This window comes from Pseudomonas japonica (genome assembly GCF_013522925.1).
In the GTDB taxonomy this organism is placed as follows: domain Bacteria; phylum Pseudomonadota; class Gammaproteobacteria; order Pseudomonadales; family Pseudomonadaceae; genus Aquipseudomonas; species Aquipseudomonas japonica_A.
This window is the reverse complement of sequence record NZ_JAAMQU010000010.1, coordinates 180,600-203,973: the sequence shown is the minus strand read 5'-3', so window position 1 is coordinate 203,973 and position 23,374 is coordinate 180,600. Positions and strand designations below refer to the sequence as shown.

General features: G+C 61.9%; 19 protein-coding genes. 12 read left to right on the top strand and 7 right to left on the bottom strand.

Annotated features, from left to right (window positions below; all coding sequences use genetic code 11):
• Positions 1-77: 77 nt before the first annotated feature.
• Positions 78-1,526: a sodium:solute symporter family protein gene (locus G7016_RS17245; RefSeq protein ID WP_181116877.1), complete on the bottom strand. Its 1,449-nt coding sequence runs from the start codon at positions 1,524-1,526 to the stop codon at positions 78-80.
• A gap of 218 nt (positions 1,527-1,744) precedes the next feature.
• The gene (locus G7016_RS17240; RefSeq protein ID WP_181116875.1) at positions 1,745-2,281 is read right to left on the bottom strand and encodes a PaaI family thioesterase; all 537 of its coding nucleotides are present in this window, start codon (positions 2,279-2,281) and stop codon (positions 1,745-1,747) included.
• A gap of 155 nt (positions 2,282-2,436) precedes the next feature.
• Between G7016_RS17240 and G7016_RS17235 the strand changes: the two genes are divergently transcribed.
• A complete protein-coding gene (locus tag G7016_RS17235) occupies positions 2,437-3,711 on the top strand; it encodes an MFS transporter (protein ID WP_181116874.1) in 1,275 nt (424 codons plus the stop codon).
• Between the two features lie 26 nt (positions 3,712-3,737).
• On the opposite strand, the gene G7016_RS17230 is transcribed toward G7016_RS17235, so the two are convergent.
• Positions 3,738-4,676: a DUF1853 family protein gene (locus G7016_RS17230; RefSeq protein WP_181116872.1), complete on the bottom strand. Its 939-nt coding sequence runs from the start codon at positions 4,674-4,676 to the stop codon at positions 3,738-3,740.
• 120 nt (positions 4,677-4,796) lie between these two features.
• Here G7016_RS17230 and G7016_RS17225 point away from each other — a divergent pair, with 120 nt between their 5' ends.
• The 9 genes from G7016_RS17225 to G7016_RS17185 all read left to right on the top strand — a co-directional run bounded on the left by G7016_RS17225 (position 4,797) and on the right by G7016_RS17185 (position 16,251).
• On the top strand, positions 4,797-5,687 hold the full coding sequence (locus tag G7016_RS17225; RefSeq protein WP_181116870.1) for an NAD(+) kinase: 891 nt from the start codon (positions 4,797-4,799) through the stop codon (positions 5,685-5,687).
• Positions 5,687-6,658: a metallophosphoesterase gene (locus G7016_RS17220; RefSeq protein ID WP_181116868.1), complete on the top strand. Its 972-nt coding sequence runs from the start codon at positions 5,687-5,689 to the stop codon at positions 6,656-6,658. Before G7016_RS17225 ends, G7016_RS17220 begins: the two co-directional genes overlap by 1 nt.
• Entirely contained in the window at positions 6,655-7,527 is an 873-nt protein-coding gene (locus G7016_RS17215) for a rhomboid family intramembrane serine protease (protein ID WP_181116866.1), read from the top strand. The genes G7016_RS17220 and G7016_RS17215 overlap by 4 nt, the downstream gene beginning before the upstream one ends.
• A 150-nt stretch (positions 7,528-7,677) precedes the next feature.
• A complete protein-coding gene (locus G7016_RS17210) occupies positions 7,678-7,938 on the top strand; it encodes a YeaC family protein (protein ID WP_181116860.1) in 261 nt (86 codons plus the stop codon).
• 11 nt (positions 7,939-7,949) lie between these two features.
• Positions 7,950-8,780: a DUF2797 domain-containing protein gene (locus G7016_RS17205; protein ID WP_181116858.1), complete on the top strand. Its 831-nt coding sequence runs from the start codon at positions 7,950-7,952 to the stop codon at positions 8,778-8,780.
• Between the two features lie 12 nt (positions 8,781-8,792).
• Complete coding sequence (pepN, locus tag G7016_RS17200; protein ID WP_181116856.1) at positions 8,793-11,450, top strand: aminopeptidase N; 2,658 nt, start codon at positions 8,793-8,795, stop codon at positions 11,448-11,450.
• Positions 11,451-11,598: 148 nt separating this feature from the next.
• Positions 11,599-12,585, top strand: coding sequence for a WD40/YVTN/BNR-like repeat-containing protein (locus G7016_RS17195; RefSeq protein ID WP_181116854.1), 987 nt, complete (start codon positions 11,599-11,601; stop codon positions 12,583-12,585).
• Positions 12,582-14,975, top strand: coding sequence for an efflux RND transporter permease subunit (locus tag G7016_RS17190; protein ID WP_181116852.1), 2,394 nt, complete (start codon positions 12,582-12,584; stop codon positions 14,973-14,975). Before G7016_RS17195 ends, G7016_RS17190 begins: the two co-directional genes overlap by 4 nt.
• Positions 14,976-15,183: 208 nt before the next feature.
• On the top strand, positions 15,184-16,251 hold the full coding sequence (locus G7016_RS17185) for a lytic polysaccharide monooxygenase (RefSeq protein WP_181116850.1): 1,068 nt from the start codon (positions 15,184-15,186) through the stop codon (positions 16,249-16,251).
• Between the two features lie 63 nt (positions 16,252-16,314).
• Here the strand turns inward: G7016_RS17185 and G7016_RS17180 are convergent, their stop codons facing one another.
• The 3 genes from G7016_RS17180 to G7016_RS17170 form a co-directional block, all read right to left on the bottom strand.
• Positions 16,315-17,037, bottom strand: coding sequence for a FadR/GntR family transcriptional regulator (locus G7016_RS17180; RefSeq protein WP_181116959.1), 723 nt, complete (start codon positions 17,035-17,037; stop codon positions 16,315-16,317).
• A 100-nt stretch (positions 17,038-17,137) separates the two neighbouring features.
• Complete coding sequence (locus G7016_RS17175; RefSeq protein ID WP_181116842.1) at positions 17,138-17,890, bottom strand: hypothetical protein; 753 nt, start codon at positions 17,888-17,890, stop codon at positions 17,138-17,140.
• Positions 17,891-17,946: 56 nt separating this feature from the next.
• Entirely contained in the window at positions 17,947-18,696 is a 750-nt protein-coding gene (locus tag G7016_RS17170; protein ID WP_181116839.1) for a hypothetical protein, read from the bottom strand.
• Between the two features lie 292 nt (positions 18,697-18,988).
• Between G7016_RS17170 and G7016_RS25180 the strand changes: the two genes are divergently transcribed.
• Positions 18,989-19,978, top strand: a complete 990-nt coding sequence (locus G7016_RS25180) for a hypothetical protein (RefSeq protein ID WP_258195225.1) — start codon at positions 18,989-18,991, stop codon at positions 19,976-19,978.
• Positions 19,979-20,105: 127 nt separating this feature from the next.
• Here G7016_RS25180 and G7016_RS17160 read toward each other — a convergent pair whose 3' ends face one another.
• Positions 20,106-21,845, bottom strand: a complete 1,740-nt coding sequence (locus G7016_RS17160; RefSeq protein WP_181116837.1) for an IlvD/Edd family dehydratase — start codon at positions 21,843-21,845, stop codon at positions 20,106-20,108.
• Between the two features lie 197 nt (positions 21,846-22,042).
• On the opposite strand from G7016_RS17160, the gene G7016_RS17155 reads away from it, so the two are divergent.
• Positions 22,043-23,353, top strand: coding sequence for an MFS transporter (locus tag G7016_RS17155; RefSeq protein WP_181116835.1), 1,311 nt, complete (start codon positions 22,043-22,045; stop codon positions 23,351-23,353).
• Positions 23,354-23,374: the final 21 nt, after the last annotated feature.

Sequence of the window (23,374 nt, the reverse complement as noted above, 5' to 3'; positions counted from 1 at the left end):
ACCGCTGGCAACCTGAACGTTGCCAGCGGTTTTTTTATGGGTAACGCTCGAGCCAATTGCGGGCTCGAGCGTAGCGGTCAATTGCTGGTGGCGGCGTTGAAGTCCAGTTTCTCGCCACGGTTGGCCGACAGCTGCGGCATCAGCGAGCCGACGATCATGCCCAGCGCGCTGCACAACAGGCCGGCCAGCTGAGGTGGCCAGAAGGCGTCGGGCTGCTGCGTATATTCAAGCCCGCCCCACACGGCCACGCCGGTGAACATGGCCAGGAATGCCCCTTGGGTGGTGGCGCGTTTCCAGAACAGCCCGAAGAACAGCGGCGTCACCGCAGCCACCAGGGTCACCTTGTAGGCGTTGCCGACCATTTCATAGATGCTGGATTCTGAATGCAGCGCGAAGGTAATGGTCGCGGCAGTCATGGCCAACACGCTGCAGCGCATCGTCAGCAGCGCCTGTTTGTCACACATCTTCGGCAGCAGGGGGCGCAGGATGTTTTCGGTGAAGGTCACCGACGGGGCAAGCAGGGTGCCCGATGCGGTGGACATGATGGCCGACAGCACCGCGCCGAAGAACATCACCTGGGCGAACAGCGGGGTACGTTCAAGGATCAGCCGCGGCAGTATCAGCTGTGAATCGGTGCCCAGCAGTTGTTCAACCATGACCGGGTCGATCAGCTTGGCCGAGTAGATCAGGAAAATCGGCAGCATGCAGAAGCACAGGTAGAAGCACGCACCGGTCATCGAGGCACGGGAAGCCACCGTCTCGTTCTTGGCCGACATAACGCGGGCATACACGTCTTGCTGGGGGATAGAGCCAAACATCATGGTTACGGCCGCGCCAAGGAAGGCGACGATGTCCTTGGGCGAGGTCCCTTGCAGGAAGTGCAGCTTGCCTTCCGCCGCCGCGTGGCTGATCACCACCTGCGGGCCGCCGGCCATGCCGCCGATCAGCCACACGAGGTAGAACAGGCCGGCCACGATGATGATCATTTGCAGGAAGTCGGTCATGGCCACCGACCACATACCGCCGAACAGGGTGTGCAGCAGAACGATGAGGGTGCCCAGCAGCATGCCTTGAGTGATGGTAAGGCCGCCGTCGGACAGCACGTTGAACACTACGCCCAATGCGGTCAGCTGTGCCGCGACCCACCCCAGGTAAGAGGCGATGATGACCAGGCTGGTGAGCAGCTCGACCTGAGGGCCGAAGCGCTTGCGGAAGAAGTCACCGATGGTCATCAGGTTCAGGCGGTATAGCGGGCGGGCAAACACCAGGCCCACCAGCATCAGGCAGCCGAAGGAACCGAAGGGGTCCTCGATGATGCCCGAGAAGCCTTCCTGCAGGAACGCGGCAGGGATGCCGAGCACGGCTTCGGAGCCGAACCAGGTGGCGAATACCATCGCGACCACCAAGGGGAACGACATGCTGCGGCCCCCGGATGCGAAGTCCCCTGAGTTCTTGACCCGGGTGGATGCATAAAAGCCTACAGCGACGGTGATAAGCAGGTAGATCGCGACAAACCAGATCAGCATGTGTTCGTTCCGTGGGTTCGGCCAGTGTCGCGACCCGGCAGGAGGCGGCACCGCGAATGGCTGTTTATTTTTGTTGGCACGTAGCCGGGGCGCGAAAGCCTCGGTGGGCACGGAGCGGAAGTCTGCCAAGCCTGTAAAATATGTCAAACGATATTGGACGTTTAAGCTTAAAAAAGTGGCCGGGTGGGCTGAAATGCGCCACCCGGTGCTGACAATAATTAACGGGCTGAAAGGATCATGCAGGTTGTGCTGGCGGTGGCATATAGCCTCCCTTGCACATCCACGATGCGCCCTTCGGCCAGCGCGGACGACCGGCCGACGTGCACCACAGTGCCGATGGCACGCACCGGCCCGGTGGCGGCGGTAAGCGCCCGTACGTAGCTCACCCGCAGTTCCATGGTGGTGTAGCCCTGGCCTTGCTGCAGCCGGGTATGGATTGCACAGCCCATGCAGGAATCCAGCAGGGTAGCGGCATAGCCCCCATGCACACTGCCCAGCGGGTTGTAATGGCGCTCCTCGGGCGTGCCTTGGAACACGAACCGCCCTTCGCCCCATTCTATTGGCACGAACCCCACCAGCTCACCGATCGGCGGGGAAGGCAATTCTCCTGCGGCGATCCGTTCGAAAAAGGCTTGCGGGGACAAGGCGCTGGCCTGCGCGAGGCTGATGATGCCGGGCGCGCCTAGCCGCTCCTGCACGGCCTGGGCTTGGGCGAGCCATTGCTCCAGCGTTTCCTGGTGCGCTTGATCGGTCATGGGGCAGTTCCTTGCGATGGGGTTCGGGCTGATCATATTACGGCCGAAATATTAAGCAAGCCGCCAATTGGCGGCCGGTTTGTTATCCTGCGCGCCTTATTGCGCATGGCGCTTCAGCGAACGCCACAGGGAAGTGGCCCCATATCGAGACCTTTATGGAAATTGCCCCTGTTGCGAATCGGCCCGCTTCCTTGTCGCGAGCGGACCACAAAACCCTTGGCCTGGCAGCGCTTGGTGGCGCGTTGGAGATCTACGATTTCATCATCTTCGTGTTCTTCGCGCTCACGTTGTCGAAGGTATTTTTCCCGCCTGAAATGCCCGAGTGGCTGAGGCTGTTCCAAAGCTTCGGGATCTTCGCCACGGGCTACCTGGCGCGGCCCCTCGGCGGGCTGGTCATGGCGCACTACGCCGACCGGCTGGGGCGCAAGCGTGTGTTCAGCCTCAGCATCCTGATGATGGCGCTGCCGTGCCTGATCATCGGAGTGATCCCGGTGTATGCGCAGATCGGCTACTGGGCCCCGCTTACGCTGCTGGCACTGCGGGTGCTTCAAGGCGCAGCGGTAGGGGGTGAGGTGCCCAGTGCCTGGGTGTTCGTGGCCGAGCATGTGCCGCCGGCTCGGCGCGGCTATGCCCTGGGGTTTCTCCAGGCAGGGCTGACCTTTGGCTACCTGCTGGGTGCGCTGGTGGCCACGGCCATGGCACGTACACTCAGCCCCGAGCAGATGCTTGAGTACGGCTGGCGCTTACCGTTTTTGCTGGGCGGGCTGTTCGGCATCATCGGCGTGTGGCTACGCCGCCTGCTGAGCGAGACCCCGGTGTTCCTGGCGATGCGCGAGCGGCAGGCCGCCGGTACCACACTACCGCTGGCCAAGGTATTGAAGGCGCACCGGGCAAGCTTGTTGCCAGCTGTCGTGCTGACCTGCGTATTGACTACGGCGGTGGTCATTCTCGTGGTGCTTACGCCTACCTTGATGCAGCAGCGCTTTGGTTTGAGCCCTGCCGATACCTTCGGGCTGAGCGCCTTGGGCATCGTGGCGTTGAATATCGGCTGCCTATTGGCAGGGTTGCTGGTGGATCGCATCGGCGCCTGGCGAGCCTTGCTGGTGTACAGCGTGCTGCTACCCGTGGGTACGACCGTGCTGTACGGCACCTTGGTGCTGGGCCTCGGCAGCCCGGGCCTGGCCTACGCCGTCGCGGGATTGTGCAGTGGCGTGGTGGGCGTGGTGCCGGCGGTGATGGTAGGGCTGTTCCCGCCAGAGGTGCGGGTGTCGGGTATTTCCCTCACCTACAACCTGGCCTATGCGCTGTGGGCCAGCCTCACGCCGCTGGCATTGCTGGCCCTGGTGCCCTGGAGCCCATGGGTGATGGTGGGTTATAGCGTGTTGATGGGGCTGGTGGGCGTGGCATGTTGCCTGGCGCTGCGCAGGTAGTAGAGCAGGGCGCGGCCTGGGGCAGATCAGGCGCGCAGCGCTGGCCAGCCATCGCTGACCAGAAACAGCCGCTGGGCCTCGTGGGCATATTCGCCCTGGGGCACCATACGTACGAGCAGTTGTGCGGGGGCATCGGCTGGGAGCTCATCCAGCCAGTGCTGTAAGGTAAAGGTGTCCCACAGCTCTGCCGTAAGACACCGCGCCGGTGCCAGCCAGCGGGCGCGGGGCAGGGGTTGCCAGTATCCGTGGGCATTGGCGGCCATCGCTGGCCATTGGCAGCGATGCAGCCAGTCCCCGCGCAGATGTTCCGGGTTGGCGCCTGCCGGTGGCTCGCCATGGGCATGCCAAGGGTAGAAGAGGTAACCACCCAGCCACAGCCAGGGCTCCGGCGCCGATAGCCCGAGCGCCGCCAGCCGTTGGCGGGCCGCCGGCTGGTTCGAGAGCGGCAACTGATGGCTGCTCAGGTGCAGCAGCTTGCGGTCCAGGCGGTCATCGCGGCCGGGGCCAAGCCAGTCTGCGGTGTTCTCGCCGCTGGTGTCATCACGGCCCAGATAGAACTTCACGGCCAGTTCAACGTGGTGCAACCCTTCATGGTCCCGCAGGATGGCGTCCATTTCCCCAAGGGTATGGCCACTCTCGCGTACGGGCAGGTTGGCCGCCAGCAGTTCCACGCCCGGCGCCTCGCGCAGGGCGAACTGCCACAAACGTTCATAGTAAAGGCCCAGGCGGTGATTCGAACTCACAGCCAGCCAATCGCTCAAAGCAGTATCGTCACGGTCGAGCAGCCGTAGCCAGCGGGCCATCAGCTCCGGCGCGTCGGCCCACTCGCTGCCCTGTAACGGATGGCGCTGGGCCCAGGGCGCCTGGCTCAGCATGGCTGGCGAAGTGAGTACCCAGGCAAGGTCGCGCACTGCAGGGCGGTGCAGCAGGCGAGGAAGGTCGACAAGCGAGGCGAAAGGGTTCATTTGCGCAGCATAGACGCTGGAGCGGTTTTCATCCCTTGCAACTTCGGCCGTATGCTTTTGTCTGGCCCGGCGCTTTGGCCCATAATCGCTGCTTTGCCCCACCAGACCACCGGGAGCCCCATGGAGCAGTTTCGTAATATCGGTATCATCGGCCGCCTGGGCAGCACGCAGGTGCTCGACACTATCCGCCGGCTGAAGAAGTTTCTGGTGGAACGGCACCTGCACGTGATCCTGGAAGATACCATCGCCGAAGTGCTCCCCGGGCACGGCCTGCAAACCTCTACCCGCAAGATGCTGGGTGAGGTGTGCGACCTGGTGATTGTGGTGGGCGGCGACGGCAGCCTGCTGGGCGCGGCTCGGGCATTGGCCCGCCACCACATCCCGGTGCTGGGTGTAAACCGCGGCAGCCTTGGCTTCCTTACCGACATCCGCCCCGACGAGCTTGAGGTGAAGGTAGCCGAGGTGCTCGATGGGCACTACCTGGTCGAAAGCCGCTTCCTGCTGGAGGCCGAAGTGCGCCGCCATGGCGAGGCCATCGGCCAGGGAGACGCCCTCAACGACGTGGTGCTTCACCCCGGCAAATCCACCCGGATGATCGAATTCGAGATCTATATCGACGGCCAGTTCGTGTGCAGCCAGAAGGCCGACGGCCTGATCGTGGCCACCCCCACCGGCTCCACGGCCTATGCGCTGTCGGCCGGTGGCCCGATCATGCACCCCAAGCTCGATGCCATCGTGATCGTGCCCATGTATCCCCATACACTGTCGGGCCGGCCCATCGTGGTGGATGGCAACAGCGAGCTGAAGATCGTGGTGGCCAAGGACATGACCATCTACCCGCAGGTGTCCTGTGACGGGCAGAACCACTTTACCTGCGCCCCGGGCGACACCGTGACGGTGAAGAAGAAACCGCAGAAGCTTCGCCTGATCCACCCGCTGGATCACAACTACTACGAGGTGTGCCGCACCAAGCTCGGCTGGGGCAGCAAACTCGGCGGCGGAGGCGAGTGATGCTCGACCCTTCCCGAAGGTACGACCTGATCGGCGACGTACACGGCTGCGCACACACCCTGGAACACCTGCTCGATACCCTGGGCTACCGGCGCCAGGGCGGGGTATGGCGCCACCCGCAACGCCAGGCAGTGTTCCTCGGCGACATCATTGACCGCGGCCCGCGCATCCGCGAGGCCTTGCACATCGTGCATGACATGGTGGAAGCCGGGCAGGCGTGGTGCATCATGGGCAACCACGAATTCAATGCGCTGGGCTGGGTTACCCCCGCACTGCCGGGATCAGGCAAAGCCTACGTGCGTGAACATACGCCGCGCCACCAGCGGCTGATCCAGGCAACGCTGGACCAGTTCGAGCATCACCCAGGCGACTGGGAAGATTTTCTCGAGTGGTTCTATCAAATGCCTTTGTTCGTGGATGCAGGGCGGTTCCGCCTGGTGCATGCCTGCTGGGACAGCAACCTCATCACGCCGCTGCGCCAAGCCTTCCCTGATGGCCGGGTGGATGCGCATTTCGTGCAGGCCTCAAGCGTATCCGGCAGCTTTGCCGCGACCGTCTTCGATCGCCTGCTGCGTGGCACCGACATGCGCCTGCCCGATGGGATGGCCATCACCGGCGGGGACGGCCTTACCCGTGCCTTCTTCCGTACCAAGTTCTGGGAAGACGACCCGCAAACCTATGGGGATGTGGTGTTCCAGCCCGATGCGCTGCCTGACGCCGTTGCCCGCAGGCCATTGAGCCCGGGGGACAAGCGTGCGCTGCTGCGCTACGGCCCGCACGAGCCTTTGTTGTTCGTAGGCCACTACTGGCGCAGCGGTGATCCAGCGCCGATCCGCCCCAACCTGGCGTGCCTGGATTACAGCGCGGTGCTTTACGGCAAGATGGTCGCGTATCGCCTGGATGACGAAACCGTGCTCGACCCCGCCAAGTTCGTGTGGGTGGATGTCACCCGGCCGGAGCCTGCCCATTGAAGCCGGTTCCCGCGCTGCGCCTGCCTGTTACCCATGATCTGGGCGGCTTCGTTCGCCTGCTGCGCCGGCTGCAAGTGCCGCATCGGGTAACCGAAGAGGGCCACGAGCAAGTGCTCTGGGTGCCCACCGAGCACATGGCCGAGCAGGTTCGCGTGCTTCACGAGCGCTACCCGGATGGCGACAACGCCCCAAGCACAGCGCCGCCCGGTTTGCCCGGGCCAGGCCGCGCCGCCGGCGCCTGGCGGCAACTGCGCGCCAGCCCTGTCACCACGGGCGTGCTGCTCATCTGCCTGATCGTTGCAGCCATCAGCCTGCTAGGGGAAAACCTGGAGCCGCTGCATTGGCTGACCTTCGTGGATTTCCACCAGCAAGGAGACTACGCCTGGTTCGTGCCCTGGATCGAAACCCTCGAAGCGGGGCAGTGGTGGCGGCTGGTGAGCCCGATCTTCATCCATTTCGGCATCCTCCACCTGACCATGAATGGCCTGTGGTTCTGGGAACTCGGCCGGCGGATCGAGTGGCGGCAGGGTTCCTGGGCGCTGGCTGGGCTCACCCTGCTATCGGCCGGAGTATCCAACCTGGCCCAGTACCTGTGGAGCGGCCCGGCCCTGTTTGGCGGGTTGTCCGGCGTGCTTTACGCGCTGCTCGGGCATCTGTGGCTGTTCAACTGGCTTGCGCCTTCGCCGTTGTATCGGATGCCCAAGGGCGTGCTGATCATGATGCTGGCCTGGCTGGGCCTGTGTTTGCTGGGCGCGGCCAGCGTGCTGGGCTTTGGCGATATTGCCAATGGAGCGCATTTGGGCGGGTTATTGATAGGTTGTATCAGTGGCCTATTGGGTGGCGCCCTCGCACGCCGTAAAATAGTCTGACTGCGCTCGGTGATGCTGCGTTGAACATAGGCTGGATCGCCAGCCCGGTCGTAATGCTCATTTACAACTAGTAAACTGCGCGTCCTCGCCTATGTTCGCCTTGCCTGACCTTCGCTCACACTTCATGACTTTGAACAGCCTGGAACCGCGATGACCACCTTCGCCGAGATGATCGAAAACATCACCCCCGATATCTACGAGAGCCTCAAGCTCGCCGTGGAGATCGGCAAATGGCCCGATGGCCGCAAGCTTAGCCAGGAGCAGAAGGAGCTGTCGTTGCAGGCGGTGATCGCCTGGGAGCTGCAGAACCTGCCCGAAGACCAGCGCACCGGTTACATGGGGCCGCAGGAATGCAGCTCCAAATCCGCGCCCATCGGCAATATCCTGTTCAAGTCGGATGCCATCCATTGATCGGTACACCCATGACCGAGCTGGGCCGTGGCGCTGTCAGCAAAATGGCCATTCGCATCGAAAACGACCGTGCCTGTTACGACTTGCGTGTCGGCGACACCCGAGTGCCGCTCAACGGCTTGATCGGGCAACGCCTCAAGCTCGAATACCTTGGGGCCATCCATTGCACCAATTGCGGCAAGCGCACCAAAAGCAGCTATAGCCAAGGCTACTGCTACCCTTGCATGACCAAGCTGGCGGCCTGCGACCTGTGCATCATGAGCCCCGAGCGCTGCCACTACGAGCACGGCACCTGCCGTGAGCCGAGCTGGGGCGAGCAGTTCTGCATGACCGATCACATTGTGTACCTGGCCAACAGCTCCGGCATCAAGGTGGGGATTACCCGCGCCACGCAGTTGCCCACGCGCTGGTTGGACCAGGGCGCGAGCCAGGCGCTGCCGATCCTGCGTGTGGCCACGCGTCAGCAGTCCGGCCTGGTGGAAGACCTGTTCCGCTCGCAGGTACCGGACCGCACCAACTGGCGCGCCCTGCTCAAGGGCGATGCCGCCGAAGTGGACCTGATCGCGGTACGCGAGCAATTGTTCGACAGCTGCGGGGCCGGAATCACGATGTTGCAGGAACGCTTCGGCCTGCAGGCGATCCAGCCCCTGCCCGACGCCGAAGTGGTTCGTATCGGCTACCCGGTGCAGGCGTACCCCGGCAAGATCACCAGCTTCAACCTGGACAAGGACCCGGTGGTCGAAGGCACCCTGACCGGCATCAAGGGTCAATACCTGATATTCGACACCGGCGTGATCAATATTCGCAAATACACGGCCTACCAGCTCGCCGTGCACCAGTAGAAGGACGAGGCCATGCGCACAGAACAGCCGAAAACGATCTATCTCAAGGATTACAAGGCCCCCGACTACCTGATCGACGAAACCCACCTCACCTTCGAGCTGCACGAGGACCACACCCTCGTGCACGCCCAGCTGGTGATGCGGCGTAACCCCGAGGCAGGCGAAGGCTTGCCGCCGCTGGTGCTCGACGGCCAGGAGCTGGAACTGCTGTCGCTCAAGCTGGACGACCGCGAGCTGGGCGCCGCCGACTATCACATCGACGACACCCACCTCACGCTGCAGCCCTCTGCGGCCAGCTTCACGGTGGACAGCAGCGTGCGCATTCACCCGGAAACCAACACCGCGCTGGAAGGCTTGTACAAGTCCGGCAAGATGTTCTGCACCCAGTGCGAAGCCGAAGGCTTCCGCAAGATCACCTGGTACCTGGACCGCCCGGACGTGATGAGCCGGTTCACTACCAGCCTGAGCGCGGACAAGCAGCGTTACCCGATTCTGCTCTCCAACGGCAACCCGGTGGCCAGCGGCGAAGACGAAGACGGTCGCCACTGGGCCACCTGGGAAGATCCGTTCAAAAAGCCCGCCTACCTGTTTGCGCTGGTGGCTGGTGACCTGTGGTGCATCGAAGACACGTTCACCCGCGCCACGAAGGGGGACGTGACCCTGCGCATTTATGTCGAGCCGGAAAACATCGACAAATGCCAGCACGCCATGAACAGCCTGAAGAAGTCCATGCGCTGGGATGAAGAAGTCTACGGCCGTGAATACGACCTGGACATCTTCATGATCGTGGCCGTGAACGACTTCAACATGGGGGCCATGGAAAACAAGGGCCTGAACATCTTCAACTCCAGTTGCGTGCTGGCCAAGGCCGAAACCGCCACCGACGCCGCACACCAGCGGGTCGAAGCGGTGGTTGCACACGAATACTTCCACAATTGGACCGGCAACCGCGTGACTTGCCGCGACTGGTTCCAGCTGTCGCTCAAGGAAGGCTTCACGGTTTACCGCGACGCGGGCTTCTCGGCCGACATGAACTCGGCCACGGTGAAGCGCATCGAGGACGTGGCCTACCTGCGTACACACCAGTTCGCCGAGGACGGCGGCCCGATGGCGCACCCGGTTCGCCCGGCAAGCTTCATGGAAATCTCCAACTTCTACACCCTCACCGTGTACGAAAAGGGTGCTGAAGTAGTAGGCATGATCCGCACGCTGCTGGGCGCCGAAGGCTTCCGCAAGGGCAGCGACCTCTTCTTCGAGCGGCATGACGGCCAGGCCGTGACCTGCGACGATTTCGTCAAGGCCATGGAAGACGCCAATGGTGCGGACCTCACCCAGTTCAAGCGCTGGTACAGCCAGGCGGGCACGCCGCGGCTGGCGGTGAGCGAGGCATACGATACCGGCGCAGGTACCTACAGCCTGACCTTCCGCCAAAGCTGCCCGGCCACCCCGGAAAGCGCCGAAAAGCTGCCCTTCGTGATCCCGGTCGCGCTTGGCCTGCTCAACGCTCGAGGCGAGGACATTGCGCTGCAGTTGCACGGCGAAGGCGAGCCCGGCGCTACCACCCGCGTACTGGCCGTGACCGAGGCTGAGCAAACCTTCACTTTCACCGGCCTTGCCGAAAAGCCGCTGCCATCGCTGCTTCGCGGCTTCAGCGCCCCGGTCAAGCTGAGCTTCCCTTACAACCGCGACCAGTTGATGTTCCTGATGCAGCACGACAGCGACGGCTTCAATCGCTGGGATGCCGGGCAGCAGCTGTCGGTGCAAGTGCTACAGGAGCTGATCGGGCAACACCAGGCCGGCCAGCCGCTGGAAGTAGACCCTCGCCTGATCACCGCGCTGGGCACCCTGCTCAGGGATGACAGCCTGGACCAGGCCATGGTCGCCGAAATGCTCTCTCTGCCAGGCGAAGCCTACCTGATGGAGTTGAGCGAAGTGGCGGACGTGGACGCCATTCACGCCGCGCGGGAATTCGCTCGCAAGCGCATTGCCGATGAGCTTTATGACGCGCTGTGGGCCCGCTACAGCGCCAACCGCGAGGTGTCGCGCAACACGGCCTACGAGGCGAGCGCCGAGCATTTCGCTCGCCGCAGCCTGCAGAACATCGCGCTGTCTTACCTGATGCTCAGCGGGCGCGATGAAGTGCTGAAGGCCGCGCTGGAACAGTACGACCATTGCGACAACATGACCGAGCGGCTGACCGCACTGGCTGTGCTGGTGAATTCGCCATTCGAAGCCGAGCGTGCCAAGGCGCTGGAAGCCTTCGCCGAGCACTTCAAGGACAACCCGCTGGTGATGGACCAGTGGTTCAGCGTGCAGGCGGCCAGCACGTTGCCTGGCGGCCTGGAGCGCGTGAAGGCGTTGATGGAGCATCCGGCATTCAGCCTGCGCAACCCCAACAAGGTACGTGCACTGATCGGCGCGTTCGCCGGGCAAAACCACATCAACTTCCATGCGCCCGACGGCAGCGGCTACCGCTTCCTGGCGGACCTGGTGATCCAGCTCAACGCGCTCAACCCGCAGATCGCCTCGCGCCAGCTCACGCCGCTTACCCGCTGGCGCAAGTTCGGCGGTGCGCGCCAGGCGTTGATGAAAGGCGAGCTGGAGCGCATCAAGGCCAGCGGCCCGCTGTCCAGCGATGTGTTTGAGGTGGTCAGCAAAAGCCTCGCGTAACCGCCACGGCGTGCCCTGTTCAGCGGCAGGGCGCGCCATGCGATGGGCCGCACTCGCCTTATCGCCAGCGTGAATGGCCTCCCGGCAGGGGTAGGTTGTGCGCTATACCTCCTCCTGGCCGCCACTAACAACAACAAAGGAAGGCTCCATGGGGAAAACGCTTTTGCTCGCGCTTTCATTGCTGGCCCCGCTGTATTGCGCGGCAGCTGCAAACCCACCCAAGCCACTCGAGGCTGCCGCTGAACGGGCCCTTCATGGCTTGCTGCTGGACGTCACCAACACAGGTGAGCGGCTGGTGGCGGTCGGCGCCCGGGGGCAGATTCTTTTTTCCGATACCGCGGGCGAGCACTGGCAACTCGCCGAAGCGCCGACCCATGCTCTGCTGACGGCCGTTTATTTCGCCGATGCCCAGCAGGGCTGGGCGGTGGGCCACGATGCACAGATACTCGCCACCAGCGACGGCGGCCTCCACTGGCAATTGCAGCACGAAGACCTCGCCCGCGAGGCGCCATTGCTGGACGTATGGTTTGCCGACGCTCAGCGCGGCTTGGCCGTGGGTGCCTACGGGCAACTGTTGGCCACCCGCGACGGTGGGGCAAATTGGGAAGATGCCAGCGAGCGCGTGGACAACCCCGACCAGCTGCACCTCAACGGCATTGGCGCCAGCGGCGATGGCAGCCTGTTCATCGTTGGCGAGCAGGGCAGCCTGTTCCGCTCCCGCGACGGCGGAGAACAATGGGAACGGCTCGAATCCCCTTATGACGGCTCGCTCTTCGGTGTGCTGCCCACCCGGGAACCCGGCACGGTGTTGATTTACGGCTTGCGCGGCAACCTGTTGCGTTCCACCGACGATGGCAACAACTGGGAAGCGGTTACCCCAGGTACAGAGCAGGCGCCGGTGAACAGTGGGCTGGCAGGCGGCGCGTTGCTGAGCAACGGTGGGCTGGTGATCGTGGGCAATGGCGGCGCGGTGCTGCGCAGCAACGATAACGGCGCGACCTTCAATGCGTTCATTCGCCCGGACCGGCAATCGCTGGCGGCGGTAGCCGAGGCACCGGGGGGCGAGCTGTGGCTGGTGGGGCAGGGCGGCGCCCGCCGCTCAGAGGCAAACGCAACCAGGGAGGCTGTGCAATGAACCAGGCGACCGTACCCCCGCCGCCCGAGTCCCAACGCGCCGGCTTGCTCGAACGGCTGATCTTCGACCATCGCCTGGCAGTCATCGGCCTGTGCCTGATCACCAGCGTGATGCTGTTCTGGCAGGCGTTGCAGATACGCCCCTCCACCAGCTTCGAGAAGATGATCCCGCTGGGCCACCCTTACATCCAGAACATGATGGCCCACCGCAACGACCTGGCGAACCTGGGCAACACCCTGCGCATTTCCGTGGAAGCCACCGACGGCGATATCTTTCAGCCCGCCTATATGGACACCCTGCGGCAGATCAACGACGAGCTGTTTTACCTGCCCGGGGTAGACCGCGCCGGGCTCAAATCGCTCTGGAGCCCCAGTGTGCGCTGGACCGAAGTCACCGAGGAAGGCTTTGCCGGCGGTGAAATCATCCCTCCTGGTTACGACGGCTCCGCCCCGAGCCTTGGCAAGCTGCGGGACAACGTGCTCAAGTCCGGGCTGGTAGGGCGGATGGTCGCCAATGACTTCCGCTCCACGATCATCGAGGTGCCGCTGCTGGAGCGCTATGCCGACCCGCAGAACCCCAGCGCGGTCGTGCAGCTCGATTACCGTCAGCTGTCCCACGCCCTCGAGGACAAGGTGCGCGACAAGTACCAGGCGCAAAACCCCCAGGTACGGATTCACATCGTCGGGTTTGCCAAAAAGGTAGGCGACCTCATCGACGGGCTGTTCATGGTGGTGATGTTCTTCGCCGTGGTGCTGCTGGTCACCCTTGTACTGCTGCTGGCCTTCACACGCTGCCTGCGCAGCACGGTCGCAGTGCTGCTGGCCACCTTGGTGGCAGTGGTGTGGCAGCTTGGCTTGATGCACGCGTTGGGCTTTGGCCTGGACCCTTACTCCATGCTGGTGCCGTTCCTGATTTTCGCCATCGGTATTTCTCATGGGGTGCAGAAAATCAACGGTATCGCCTTGCAGTCCGGCGATGCGGATAACGCCTTGATCGCGGCGCGGCGCACTTTCCGCCAGCTGTTCCTGCCCGGCATGATCGCCATCCTCGCCGACGCCGTGGGCTTTATCACACTGCTGGTGATTGATATCGGAGTAATCCGGGAACTGGCGATCGGCGCTTCGGTAGGGGTGGCGGTGATCGTGTTCACCAACCTGATCCTGTTGCCTGTAGCTATTTCCTACGCGGGCATCAGCGGCCGCGCAATAGAACGCAGCCGTCGCAATGCCCACCGCGACCATCGGTTCTGGCGGGTGCTGTCCGGCTTTGCCAGCCCACGGGTTGCCCGGGTATCCCTGGTGCTGGCACTGGTGGCCTTCGCCGCCGGCCTCTGGTACAGCCAGCGGTTGCAGATCGGCGACCTCGACCAAGGCGCGCCGGAATTGCGAGCCGATTCGCGCTACAACCGCGACAACGCGTTCATCATCCAGCATTACTCCACCAGTTCCGACGTGCTGGTGGTGATGGTCAAGACCGGCGCCGAGCAATGCTCCAGCTATCCGGTAATGGCGGCCATCGACGACCTCAGCTGGGCCCTGGAAGCCACGCCCGGCGTGCAATCGGCCGTGTCGCTGGTGACCGTGTCCAAGCAAGTGATCAAGGGCATGAACGAGGGCAGCCTGAAATGGGAAAGCCTGTCGCGCAACCAGGACGTACTCAACAATTCCATCGCCCGCGCGGACAGCCTGTACAACGCCAATTGTTCGCTGGCGCCGGTACTGGTGTTCCTCAATGACCACAAGGCGCAGACGCTCAAGGCGGTGACCGCCACGGTGCAGGCGTTCGCCGCCGAGCACGACCGCGAGGGCATGACCTTCCTGCTGGCGGCGGGCAATGCTGGCGTGGAAGCGGCCACCAACGAAGTGATCGCCTCGGCCGAATTGATCATCCTCGGGCTGGTATACCTGTGCGTCGCGGTGATGTGCTTCATCACCTTCCGTTCGCTGGCGGCAACGCTGTGCATCGTACTGCCGCTGGTGCTGACTTCGGTGCTGGGCAACGCGCTGATGGCGGCCATGAGGATCGGGGTGAAGGTCGCCACGCTGCCGGTGATCGCCCTCGGGGTGGGCATTGGCGTGGATTACGGCATTTACATCTACAGCCGCCTGGCCAGTTTCCTACGCGCCGGGTTGCCCCTGCAGGAAGCCTATTACCAGACCCTGCGTTCCACCGGCAAAGCCGTGCTGTTCACCGGGCTGTGCCTGGCCATTGGCGTGGCCACCTGGATGTTCTCGGCTATCAAGTTCCAGGCCGACATGGGGTTGATGCTCACCTTCATGCTGTTGTGGAACATGTTTGGCGCGCTGTGGCTGCTTCCAGCGCTCGCGCGGTTCCTGATAGTGCGGCGTAACGGCGGCAGCCTGCCAACAGCCGGCCCGCTGTTGCACTGACGGCAATGCGCTTTCAGGCCTTGCCCCGCTGAAACCTGGCGGGGCAGGCCGGGCACCTCACGCCTGTGTCGCGCGCCAGTGTTCAGTGCACAGCGCAAGAAACCTACCTCTTTGCCAGCTTGTTGGCAGTGCTGCCTGGCCACACCCTCTCGAGCAGTCGGCCATTGAAGGCCGACCGTCCTTTCAAGCAATGCTCGTAGAGGTAGCTATGCCACGCAAAGCAGGCTTTATCCAGACAGCTGTGTCCACGCCCCGTCACGGCCGAGTGATCACGCCCCGCTCCCGAGCGGTGATCATGCGCGAAGACCACGATGCCTTCGATGCATCGATCCCTAACTCCCTGGAAGCCGGTAAATTCTTTCCGCTGACCACCAGCGGCCTCGCCGACCCACTGGCACCCCAGGACGGGGTGAACGCCGCGCCGCCTGCCGATGGCAAGATCGCCAGCGCTGGCAACCCGAATGCGAGCATTCTGGACGCGCCTGGCGCGCATTGGGCCAAGCATTCGGTGCAGCCCCTGCAGCCGCTGGAAATTTCCTGGAGCTATTCTGCGATCCATACCACCCGCCGCTGGAATTACTTCATCACAAAGCCTGGCTGGAACCCAGACGCGCCGCTGTCCCGGGCGCAGTTCCATGAGGAACCCTTCCATACAGTAGAGCTTACCTGGCAACCCTACTGGGAGTACGGCGCAGAGCTCACGCCTTCCGACCCCACCGTGCACAGCCTGCATTTGCCTGATTACCGGGGCTACCATGTGCTGCTGGCGGTATGGGAAGTTGCCAACACGGCAATGGCGTTTTATCAGGTAATTGACCTGGACTTCGGCGAAGGCGAAGGCGAACCAGGCAACCCGCCAGAAGCGCCGACCAATCTGCATGTGATGGCCACTGAGGCAACCGCGATACAGCTTATGTGGAATGCCTCCGCTGGCGGAAACGTGGCGCACTATGAGGTGTACCGTGACGGCGGGGTTGTGGCGACCGTAGCCGGGGGAACTACCCAGTACACCGACGCCGGCCTCGCTCCCAGCACGGCCTATGAGTACGCCGTGATCGCAGTTGACGCGCAGGGGCGCTGGTCAGCGAAAAGTAACGTGGTGACCGCCACCACCAAGGCAGACAGCGGTGGCACGGCGTGGGCGCTGAACACGCATTACGAAATCGGCGACGAAGTGACATGGCAGCAGCGGACCTATCGCTGCCTGGCAGAACACATCGCCAAATCCCAGACCAACGTGCCGGACCAGTTCCCGTTCTGGGCGCCGCTGGGGTGAGCTGAAACCCTTATGTGAAAAAGGCGCCTCGAGTAGGCGCCTTTTTTCTATCCAGTTAGCGGGCTACAACCCCAACTGCTTCCCCAATACCACATTCAAGGCATTGCGCGCGTCGTCCAGTTGCACCAGCGCCGCGTGCTGCGCGCCCAAAGGATCGCGGCTTTCAATCGCGGTAAGGATCGCCTTGTGCCGAGGCATCGCCAGCTCATGCAGGTTCGGCCGCTGGTTGGAGTGGCGCAGCGCCTCGCGCAGGGCCATCGACAGCATGTTGCACAGGTGCGCCAGCAGGTCGTTATGGGTGGCATCGGCGATGCGGCTATGGAAATCCAGGTCGGGCTGCAGCAGCGCTTCCGGCGTTTGCGCGGCTTCCATGCGCTGATACGCCTCGCCGATGGATGCGACATCCTCCGGGGTGGCGTGCTGAGCCGCCAGCGCCGCGGCCGCCGGCTCGATGATCGCCCGCACGCTGGTGAGCAACGCAAAGAACTCATTCTGCGGCGTGGTTTGCATGACCCAGTGCAGCACATCCGGGTCCAGCAGGTGCCATTCCTTGCGCGGCTTTACTACCGTGCCCACCCGCGGCCGCGAATACACCAGCCCCTTGGCCACCAGCACCCGGGTAGCCTCGCGCAACACCGGCCGGCTGACCGCATACTCCTCACACAACAACGCCTCGGGCGGCAGCTTCTGGTCCGGCGAAAAACGGCCAGACACAATGTGCATGCCCAGCTCCTGGACGATACGGGCGTGCATGCTCTTGCGTTCGGAGGGTTTGCGGTAATCCATGGGGCGGGGTAATACCTGCGCGGGCGGAGCGGGCATGATAGCGCAAAGCGGGGTGGATGCCGAAGGGGGCGCTGTTGGTAGGCGCACCATTCACACCCGCCTAGCCACCCCAGCAAAATCCATAAATCGTATGCTCCGCCCAGTTGGACGTATCCTGATACCGAGTGAACAGGCCGAAGTGCCCCATAAAGTTATCAAAGCAGATTAATGCCTTTTTACCGGATTGATCAATTTGGCAAATTGCGGCGTAAGCTGAATTTTTCTCTCTGCCGAGCCATCTGATGCGGATTTTTTCGCAATGGCCAAGGGATATGTCAAAGCCGTTGTCTTCAATGTCTGATTCAAGCATGGCCAGAACCGGCCTCCTTTTGCCCAGGCCAAGTTCTGGCAACAATGAGTTATCTGTAAATGCTGTCGCCGGAAGTTCGGTCATGCGGTCGCCAGTCTCTGCCGTAGGCACCAACCCCCCGCCGCAGCCATGGAGAATGCTGTCGCCGATCCAGTGTGCATCAGCCCCATAAAGCTTGCGTGCGTAGGCGAAGATCTGGCCCGCTGCATTCCAACAGAAGAAGCCTTTTTCATTCTCGTGACTGGTTTTACAAATGGAGCCATAGCCGGCACTTCGACCTGCCGGGTCGGCCAGATGATAAATGATTTCGCAACTTCTCTTTAGTCCGCGTAAGCGCCTGAACTCTTCATTCATACTTAAGGGCGCCAGCACCTCTGCCCTAAGTGATACCGGAACTTTTTCCAAGGTGTAGCCGCGCTGCTGATAGAAAGGAGGTGGCTCGTCGAGTTCTGCTATGACTGATGTAGAGAACACAATGGTAAGAAGATATAAAGGTAGTTTCATGTCGGGCTTTATGGTTTGTCTAGGAAGGCAGCGAAGCGGCTTAGGGGGTTGCCGGTTTAGCCGTTCCAGCAAAACCTGTAAATGGTGAGTTCGGGCCACTTGGGCGTAGAGCGGTGGCGGGTGAACAAGCCGAAGTGCCGGCCTGTATTGTCGAAGCAGAGCACGGCCGTGTTATTTGCCTCGTCGATTTTGCACGTTGCCGCATAGTGATCGTTCGACTCACCGTCCCGGTATATCAGGCGTATATCCTGGCATCGTGGGTTTATGTCGAAGCCAAGCCGTGCAAGGTCCGAATACAGCATGGTTTTGACCGGGCGGGTCTCGCCCCATCCAACCTCTGGCAGCGCCCATCCGTCTATGCTAGCAACCAACTGGTGGGGAGGGATGAGGTGCCTGTAGTCCGGTTCAGGCACCATCGCTCCGCCGCAGCCATGGAGGATGCTGTCTCCAATCCAGTCGGGGTCATCCTCTTGGTACTTGGTCGCATAACCAAAGTACCGGCCCTCTGCGTCCCAGCAGAAGAAACCTTTTAGATATTCCTGGGCAGTTCTGCAAATGGAACCGTAACCAACGCTTTTTTCATCCGTATCGGTGAGGTGGTAAATGGTTTCACAACTCCCCGCAAGCCCTCGGATGCGTTGAAACTCTCTGATCTCGACCAGAGGCTTCAGCGCTGCGGCTCTGTTTTCGGGGGTAACTTCATTTAAGGAATACTTGAGATCGTCATAGAAGTCAGTTGTTTCGCGTTCATTGGCGGTGGCTATTGCGGAGAATGCAACTGCAAGGACATGCGGAAATATCTTCATGTGCGTGCTTCAGGTCGGTGGTGGTAGATATTTGAGCACGGTAGCCCATATGTGGAAAGCCCTGAGGTGCAGGGCTTTGCTACACGATGTTTGGTTCGAAACAAGTGGAGATAGAGTGGCATTATGTAAAGTAATGCAAGCTGTTGCGTCTAGACTCGGCTTCCAGTATTAGTCTGGGTCATCATCAGCTAATGGGAATTTCTTCAGCATTAAGAATGCGAGGTTAAAGGCGCACCTTAGGGGCCAGCAGACAAGGTCGTCTGTTTATTTGCCATCAAAGGAAAGTACATGTATGAGCGACGAAACCGTAAATCGTACCGTTGATAGCGGAGCCGCGCCGACTGCGGAATTCTTGAAGAAATACGTATTCTTGGCAGTGAAGAGCGGAGAAGTGGGGTCAACAAATCCCTATAGTGCGAGCCTTTCAACTGGCAAGAGCGGTCTGGCATTTGGGAATATGCAACACGATACGCGTAAGAACGAGAGAGCACAGAAATATTTTCGAAAGATCCTCGATGCCGATGTGGCGGCGGATCATTTGAGTAAAACCAAGGCAGATGCTATCTATACTACAGCGCTGAGTAGTCCGGTCTCGCTTACAAAAAAGAAAGGTGATATGCGCCTGGTAAACGCAGCGCTAATGCGGCACAAAGCATTAGTGGACAAGGCAGACGAGGAGCGGCTCGATGAGGTGATGACACAGGTAGAGCTAGCATTGACGGCCGCTGAAGCCAATCCAAATGGTCCTGGCGAGCTGAACAGGAAAAGCCCCAACCTTGGATTCATCGCCGAACTGGCGATGTGGTCTAACCGAGGCCGCGGTTTGAAAGAAACCAGTGCATATATTCAAAACATGCAGGACATCAGCCGCGTAGCGTGGGAAGAGGAGTACCTTTCCATTCAGCGGCAGTTTACCAAGGAGGTGGAACCAGAAGACTTCTCAAAGTGGCAGAAGAAAGTCAACCGAGCCATCAAGGACGCCGAAGACGGCACCCGTGCACTTCTGGAGCCCAAGCCAACTCCCAAGCCCACACCAGAACAGGCAGGCACCATGCACCCCTACGGTGGCCCGAACGGCAGCAGTGGCGTTGTTGCCTACCTCATTGAAGCCGACAGCATCACCCTGCGCTTCGTCGACCGTTCAGCGTTGTACATGTACGACGCCAGCCGGCCAGGCCTTGCCGCTGTGCATGAAATGCAGCGGCTGGCCAAGCGAGGGTCGGGTTTGACCACCTACATTAACCAGCATGTTCGCAAGAACTATGCGCTGAAGATCGGTTAATGGATTAGACAGGAAGGTTTTTCGCGAGAAAACTAAAAGATGGGCGAAGCTCGCGAGTGTCTTCGCGAGCTTCGCCGGATGGCCGGCCGCGCCGCTTCCTACCAGGCTTTCTTACACCTATTACACCTCAATGCGAATGCCGCGGCACTTCCGACCCCCTGCACCCGACCAGGAAGTCAAAGTCGCAGCCTTGATCCGCCTGCATCACATGCTCGATGTACAGCTGGCGATAGCCGCCGGGGATGAGGTTGCTTTTCTCCGGCTGCCAGTCGGCCAGGCGGGCTTGCAGTTCTTCGTCGCTGATGTCCAAGTGCAGGCGGCCGCTTGCGCAGTCCAGTTCGATGTAGTCGCCTTCTTTCACGGCGGCCAATGGCCCGCCGGCGGCGGCTTCGGGGGCTACGTGCAACACCACGGTGCCGTAGGCGGTGCCGCTCATGCGGGCATCGGAAATGCGCACCATGTCCGTCACGCCTTGGGCGAGCAGCTTGGCGGGCAGGCCCATGTTGCCCACTTCGGCCATGCCTGGGTAACCCTTGGGCCCGCAGTTTTTCATCACCAGGATGGAGGTGGCGTCCACGTCCAGTTCCGGGTCGTTGATGCGCGCCTTGTACTCTTCGAAGTTCTCGAACACTACGGCGCGGCCACGGTGTTGCATCAGCGCCGGCGTTGCCGCGGACGGCTTGAGCACGGCGCCATTGGGCGCCAGGTTGCCGCGCAGTACGCAGATGCCGCCATCGGCCACCAGCGGGTTATCGATGGCGCGGATCACCTCGTCCTGGCCATAGATCGGCGCCGCCTTCACGTTGTCCCAGAGGGTTTTGCCGTTTACGGTCAAGGCTTCCGGGTTGGGCAGCAGGTTGTTCTCGCCCAGGCGGCGCAGCACGGCAGGTAGGCCACCGGCGTAGTAGAACTCCTCCATCAGGAAGCGGCCGGAAGGTTGCAGGTCCACCAGGGTAGGGGTGCCGCGGCCCACGCGGGTCCAGTCGTCCAGCTCCAGGTCTACGCCGATGCGGCCGGCGATGGCCTTGAGGTGGATCACCGCGTTGGTAGAACCGCCAATGGCCGCGTTCACCCGGATGGCGTTTTCGAACGCTTCGCGGGTGAGCACCTTGGACAGGCGCAGGTCTTCTTTCACCATCTCTACTGCGCGCATGCCGGACATGTGCGCGAGCACATAGCGGCGTGAATCCACTGCAGGAATAGCAGCGTTGTGGGGCAGGGACACGCCCAGGGACTCCGCCATGCACGCCATGGTGGAGGCCGTGCCCATGGTGTTGCAGGTGCCAGCGGAGCGGGACATGCCTGCCTCGGCGGAAAGGAATTCGTCCAGGCCGATCAGGCCGCCTTTATAGGCTTCGTGCATTTGCCACACAATGGTGCCAGCGCCGATGTCGCGGCCGTTGTGTTTGCCGTTGAGCATCGGCCCGCCGGTGACCACGATGGCCGGCACGTCGCAGCTGGCGGCACCCATCAGCAGGGCAGGGGTGGTTTTGTCACAGCCGGTGAGCAACACCACGCCGTCTACCGGGTTGCCGCGAATCGCTTCTTCCACGTCCATGCTGGCGAGGTTGCGGGTAAGCATGGCAGTGGGGCGAAGGTTGGACTCGCCGTTGGAGAACACCGGGAACTCAACAGGAAAACCACCCGCTTCAAGCACGCCACGCTTCACGTGTTCAGCGATCTGGCGGAAGTGTGCGTTGCACGGCGTGAGCTCGGACCAGGTGTTGCAGATGCCGATGATGGGCTTGCCATGGAACTGGTGATCGGCGATGCCTTGGTTCTTCATCCAGCTGCGGTACATGAAGCCGTTCTTGTCGTTGGTGCCGAACCATTGGGCCGAGCGCAGGGTGGGTTTCTTCTCAGACATGTCAGGCTCTCTTATTGTAAGACTAATGGTAGCAAGTGCCCCTAAAATAGGCTGTATCGGCCCGTAAGGGAAGTCCTTGTTGCTCAAATAGTAATACTATATAGTCCCTCCACACACTGAGCGCATGCGATCGGGCGACCGCCGCAATGCCGCATTCCAGACAGGTTCATAAAAACAACAGACCTGGAGACCGACCCATGAGCCAGGAACTCGGGCTTATTCGCCGCATCACCTTCAAACTGATTCCCTTCCTTGTATTGCTATACCTGGTGGCCTATGTGGACCGCTCGGCGGTGGGCTTCGCCAAGCTGCACATGGGCGCGGACATTGGCATCGGCGACGCTGCCTATGGCATGGGCGCAGGGCTGTTCTTCATCGGTTACTTCCTGTTGGAGATCCCCAGCAATCTGATGCTGGAGCGCTTCGGCGCGCGGCGCTGGTTCGCCCGCATCATGATCACCTGGGGCGCCATCACCATTGGCATGGCATTCATCCAGGGGCCTTACAGCTTCTATACGATGCGCCTGCTGCTCGGCGCGGCCGAAGCGGGCTTCTTCCCGGGCGTGCTCTACTACATCACCCAGTGGTTCCCGGTGCGCCATCGCGGCAAGATCCTCGGCCTGTTCATTCTTTCCCAACCCATCGCCATGATGATCACAGGGCCCGTGTCTGGCGGCCTACTAGGCATGGAAGGGGTGCTGGGGCTGCACGGTTGGCAGTGGTTGTTCATCGTGATCGGCACGCCGGCCATTCTGCTGACCTGGCCGGTGCTGCGCTGGTTGCCTGATGGTCCGCGCCAAGTAAATTGGCTGAGCGAGGATGAAAAAAACTGGCTCACCGGTGAACTGGAAAAGGACCTGCGCGAGTACGGGCAAACCCGCCATGGCAACCCGCTGCATGCGCTGAAAGATTTCCGGGTGCTGCTGCTGGCGCTGTTCTATTTGCCCGTCACCCTGAGCATTTATGGCCTTGGCCTGTGGTTGCCTACGCTGATCAAACAATTTGGCGGCAGTGACCTCACCACCGGGTTCGTGTCAGCTGTGCCTTATGTGTTCGGGATCATCGGCCTGTTGATCATCCCCCGTAGTTCGGACCGCTTCAACGATCGCTACGGCCACCTCGCGGTGCTCTATGTGCTGGGCGCCGCCGGGCTGTTCGGCGCTGCCTGGTTTGCCGCGCCCATGTTGCAGCTGGCTTCATTATGCGTGGTGGCGTTCGCCTTGTTCTCCTGCACTGCTGTGTTCTGGACGCTGCCGGGGCGGTTCTTCGCTGGCGCCAGTGCGGCGGCCGGGATCGCGCTGATCAACTCTGTGGGCAACCTGGGCGGCTATCTGGGGCCGTTCGTGGTCGGCGCCCTGAAGGAAGCCACCGGCCAGCTCGCCAGCGGCTTGTATTTCCTCACCGGCGTGATGCTGTTCGGCCTGGTGCTCACCTTTATCGTTTATCGGGTGCTGGAGCGGCGTCACGCGCTGCCGGCGGACGCCTTCGCCGCCAGTGCCCGCCCCTGACTTCGCCTGCCTCTGAATCGT

Excerpts from the sequence above, each read along its gene's own strand:
- G7016_RS17235 (WP_181116874.1), top strand. The coding sequence starts at position 2,437 with ATGGAAATTGCCCCTGTTGCGAATCGGCCCGCTTCCTTGTCGCGAGCG.
- G7016_RS17230 (WP_181116872.1), bottom strand. The coding sequence starts at position 4,676 with ATGAACCCTTTCGCCTCGCTTGTCGACCTTCCTCGCCTGCTGCACCGC.
- G7016_RS17175 (WP_181116842.1), bottom strand. The coding sequence starts at position 17,890 with ATGAAACTACCTTTATATCTTCTTACCATTGTGTTCTCTACATCAGTC.
- pepN (WP_181116856.1), top strand. The coding sequence starts at position 8,793 with ATGCGCACAGAACAGCCGAAAACGATCTATCTCAAGGATTACAAGGCC.
- G7016_RS17190 (WP_181116852.1), top strand. The coding sequence starts at position 12,582 with ATGAACCAGGCGACCGTACCCCCGCCGCCCGAGTCCCAACGCGCCGGC.
- G7016_RS17155 (WP_181116835.1), top strand. The coding sequence starts at position 22,043 with ATGAGCCAGGAACTCGGGCTTATTCGCCGCATCACCTTCAAACTGATT.
- G7016_RS17185 (WP_181116850.1), top strand. The coding sequence starts at position 15,184 with ATGCCACGCAAAGCAGGCTTTATCCAGACAGCTGTGTCCACGCCCCGT.
- G7016_RS17225 (WP_181116870.1), top strand. The coding sequence starts at position 4,797 with ATGGAGCAGTTTCGTAATATCGGTATCATCGGCCGCCTGGGCAGCACG.
- G7016_RS17160 (WP_181116837.1), bottom strand. The coding sequence starts at position 21,845 with ATGTCTGAGAAGAAACCCACCCTGCGCTCGGCCCAATGGTTCGGCACC.
- G7016_RS17205 (WP_181116858.1), top strand. The coding sequence starts at position 7,950 with ATGACCGAGCTGGGCCGTGGCGCTGTCAGCAAAATGGCCATTCGCATC.
- G7016_RS17210 (WP_181116860.1), top strand. The coding sequence starts at position 7,678 with ATGACCACCTTCGCCGAGATGATCGAAAACATCACCCCCGATATCTAC.
- G7016_RS17220 (WP_181116868.1), top strand. The coding sequence starts at position 5,687 with ATGCTCGACCCTTCCCGAAGGTACGACCTGATCGGCGACGTACACGGC.
- G7016_RS25180 (WP_258195225.1), top strand. The coding sequence starts at position 18,989 with ATGAGCGACGAAACCGTAAATCGTACCGTTGATAGCGGAGCCGCGCCG.
- G7016_RS17245 (WP_181116877.1), bottom strand. The coding sequence starts at position 1,526 with ATGCTGATCTGGTTTGTCGCGATCTACCTGCTTATCACCGTCGCTGTA.
- G7016_RS17170 (WP_181116839.1), bottom strand. The coding sequence starts at position 18,696 with ATGAAGATATTTCCGCATGTCCTTGCAGTTGCATTCTCCGCAATAGCC.
- G7016_RS17195 (WP_181116854.1), top strand. The coding sequence starts at position 11,599 with ATGGGGAAAACGCTTTTGCTCGCGCTTTCATTGCTGGCCCCGCTGTAT.
- G7016_RS17240 (WP_181116875.1), bottom strand. The coding sequence starts at position 2,281 with ATGACCGATCAAGCGCACCAGGAAACGCTGGAGCAATGGCTCGCCCAA.
- G7016_RS17180 (WP_181116959.1), bottom strand. The coding sequence starts at position 17,037 with ATGGATTACCGCAAACCCTCCGAACGCAAGAGCATGCACGCCCGTATC.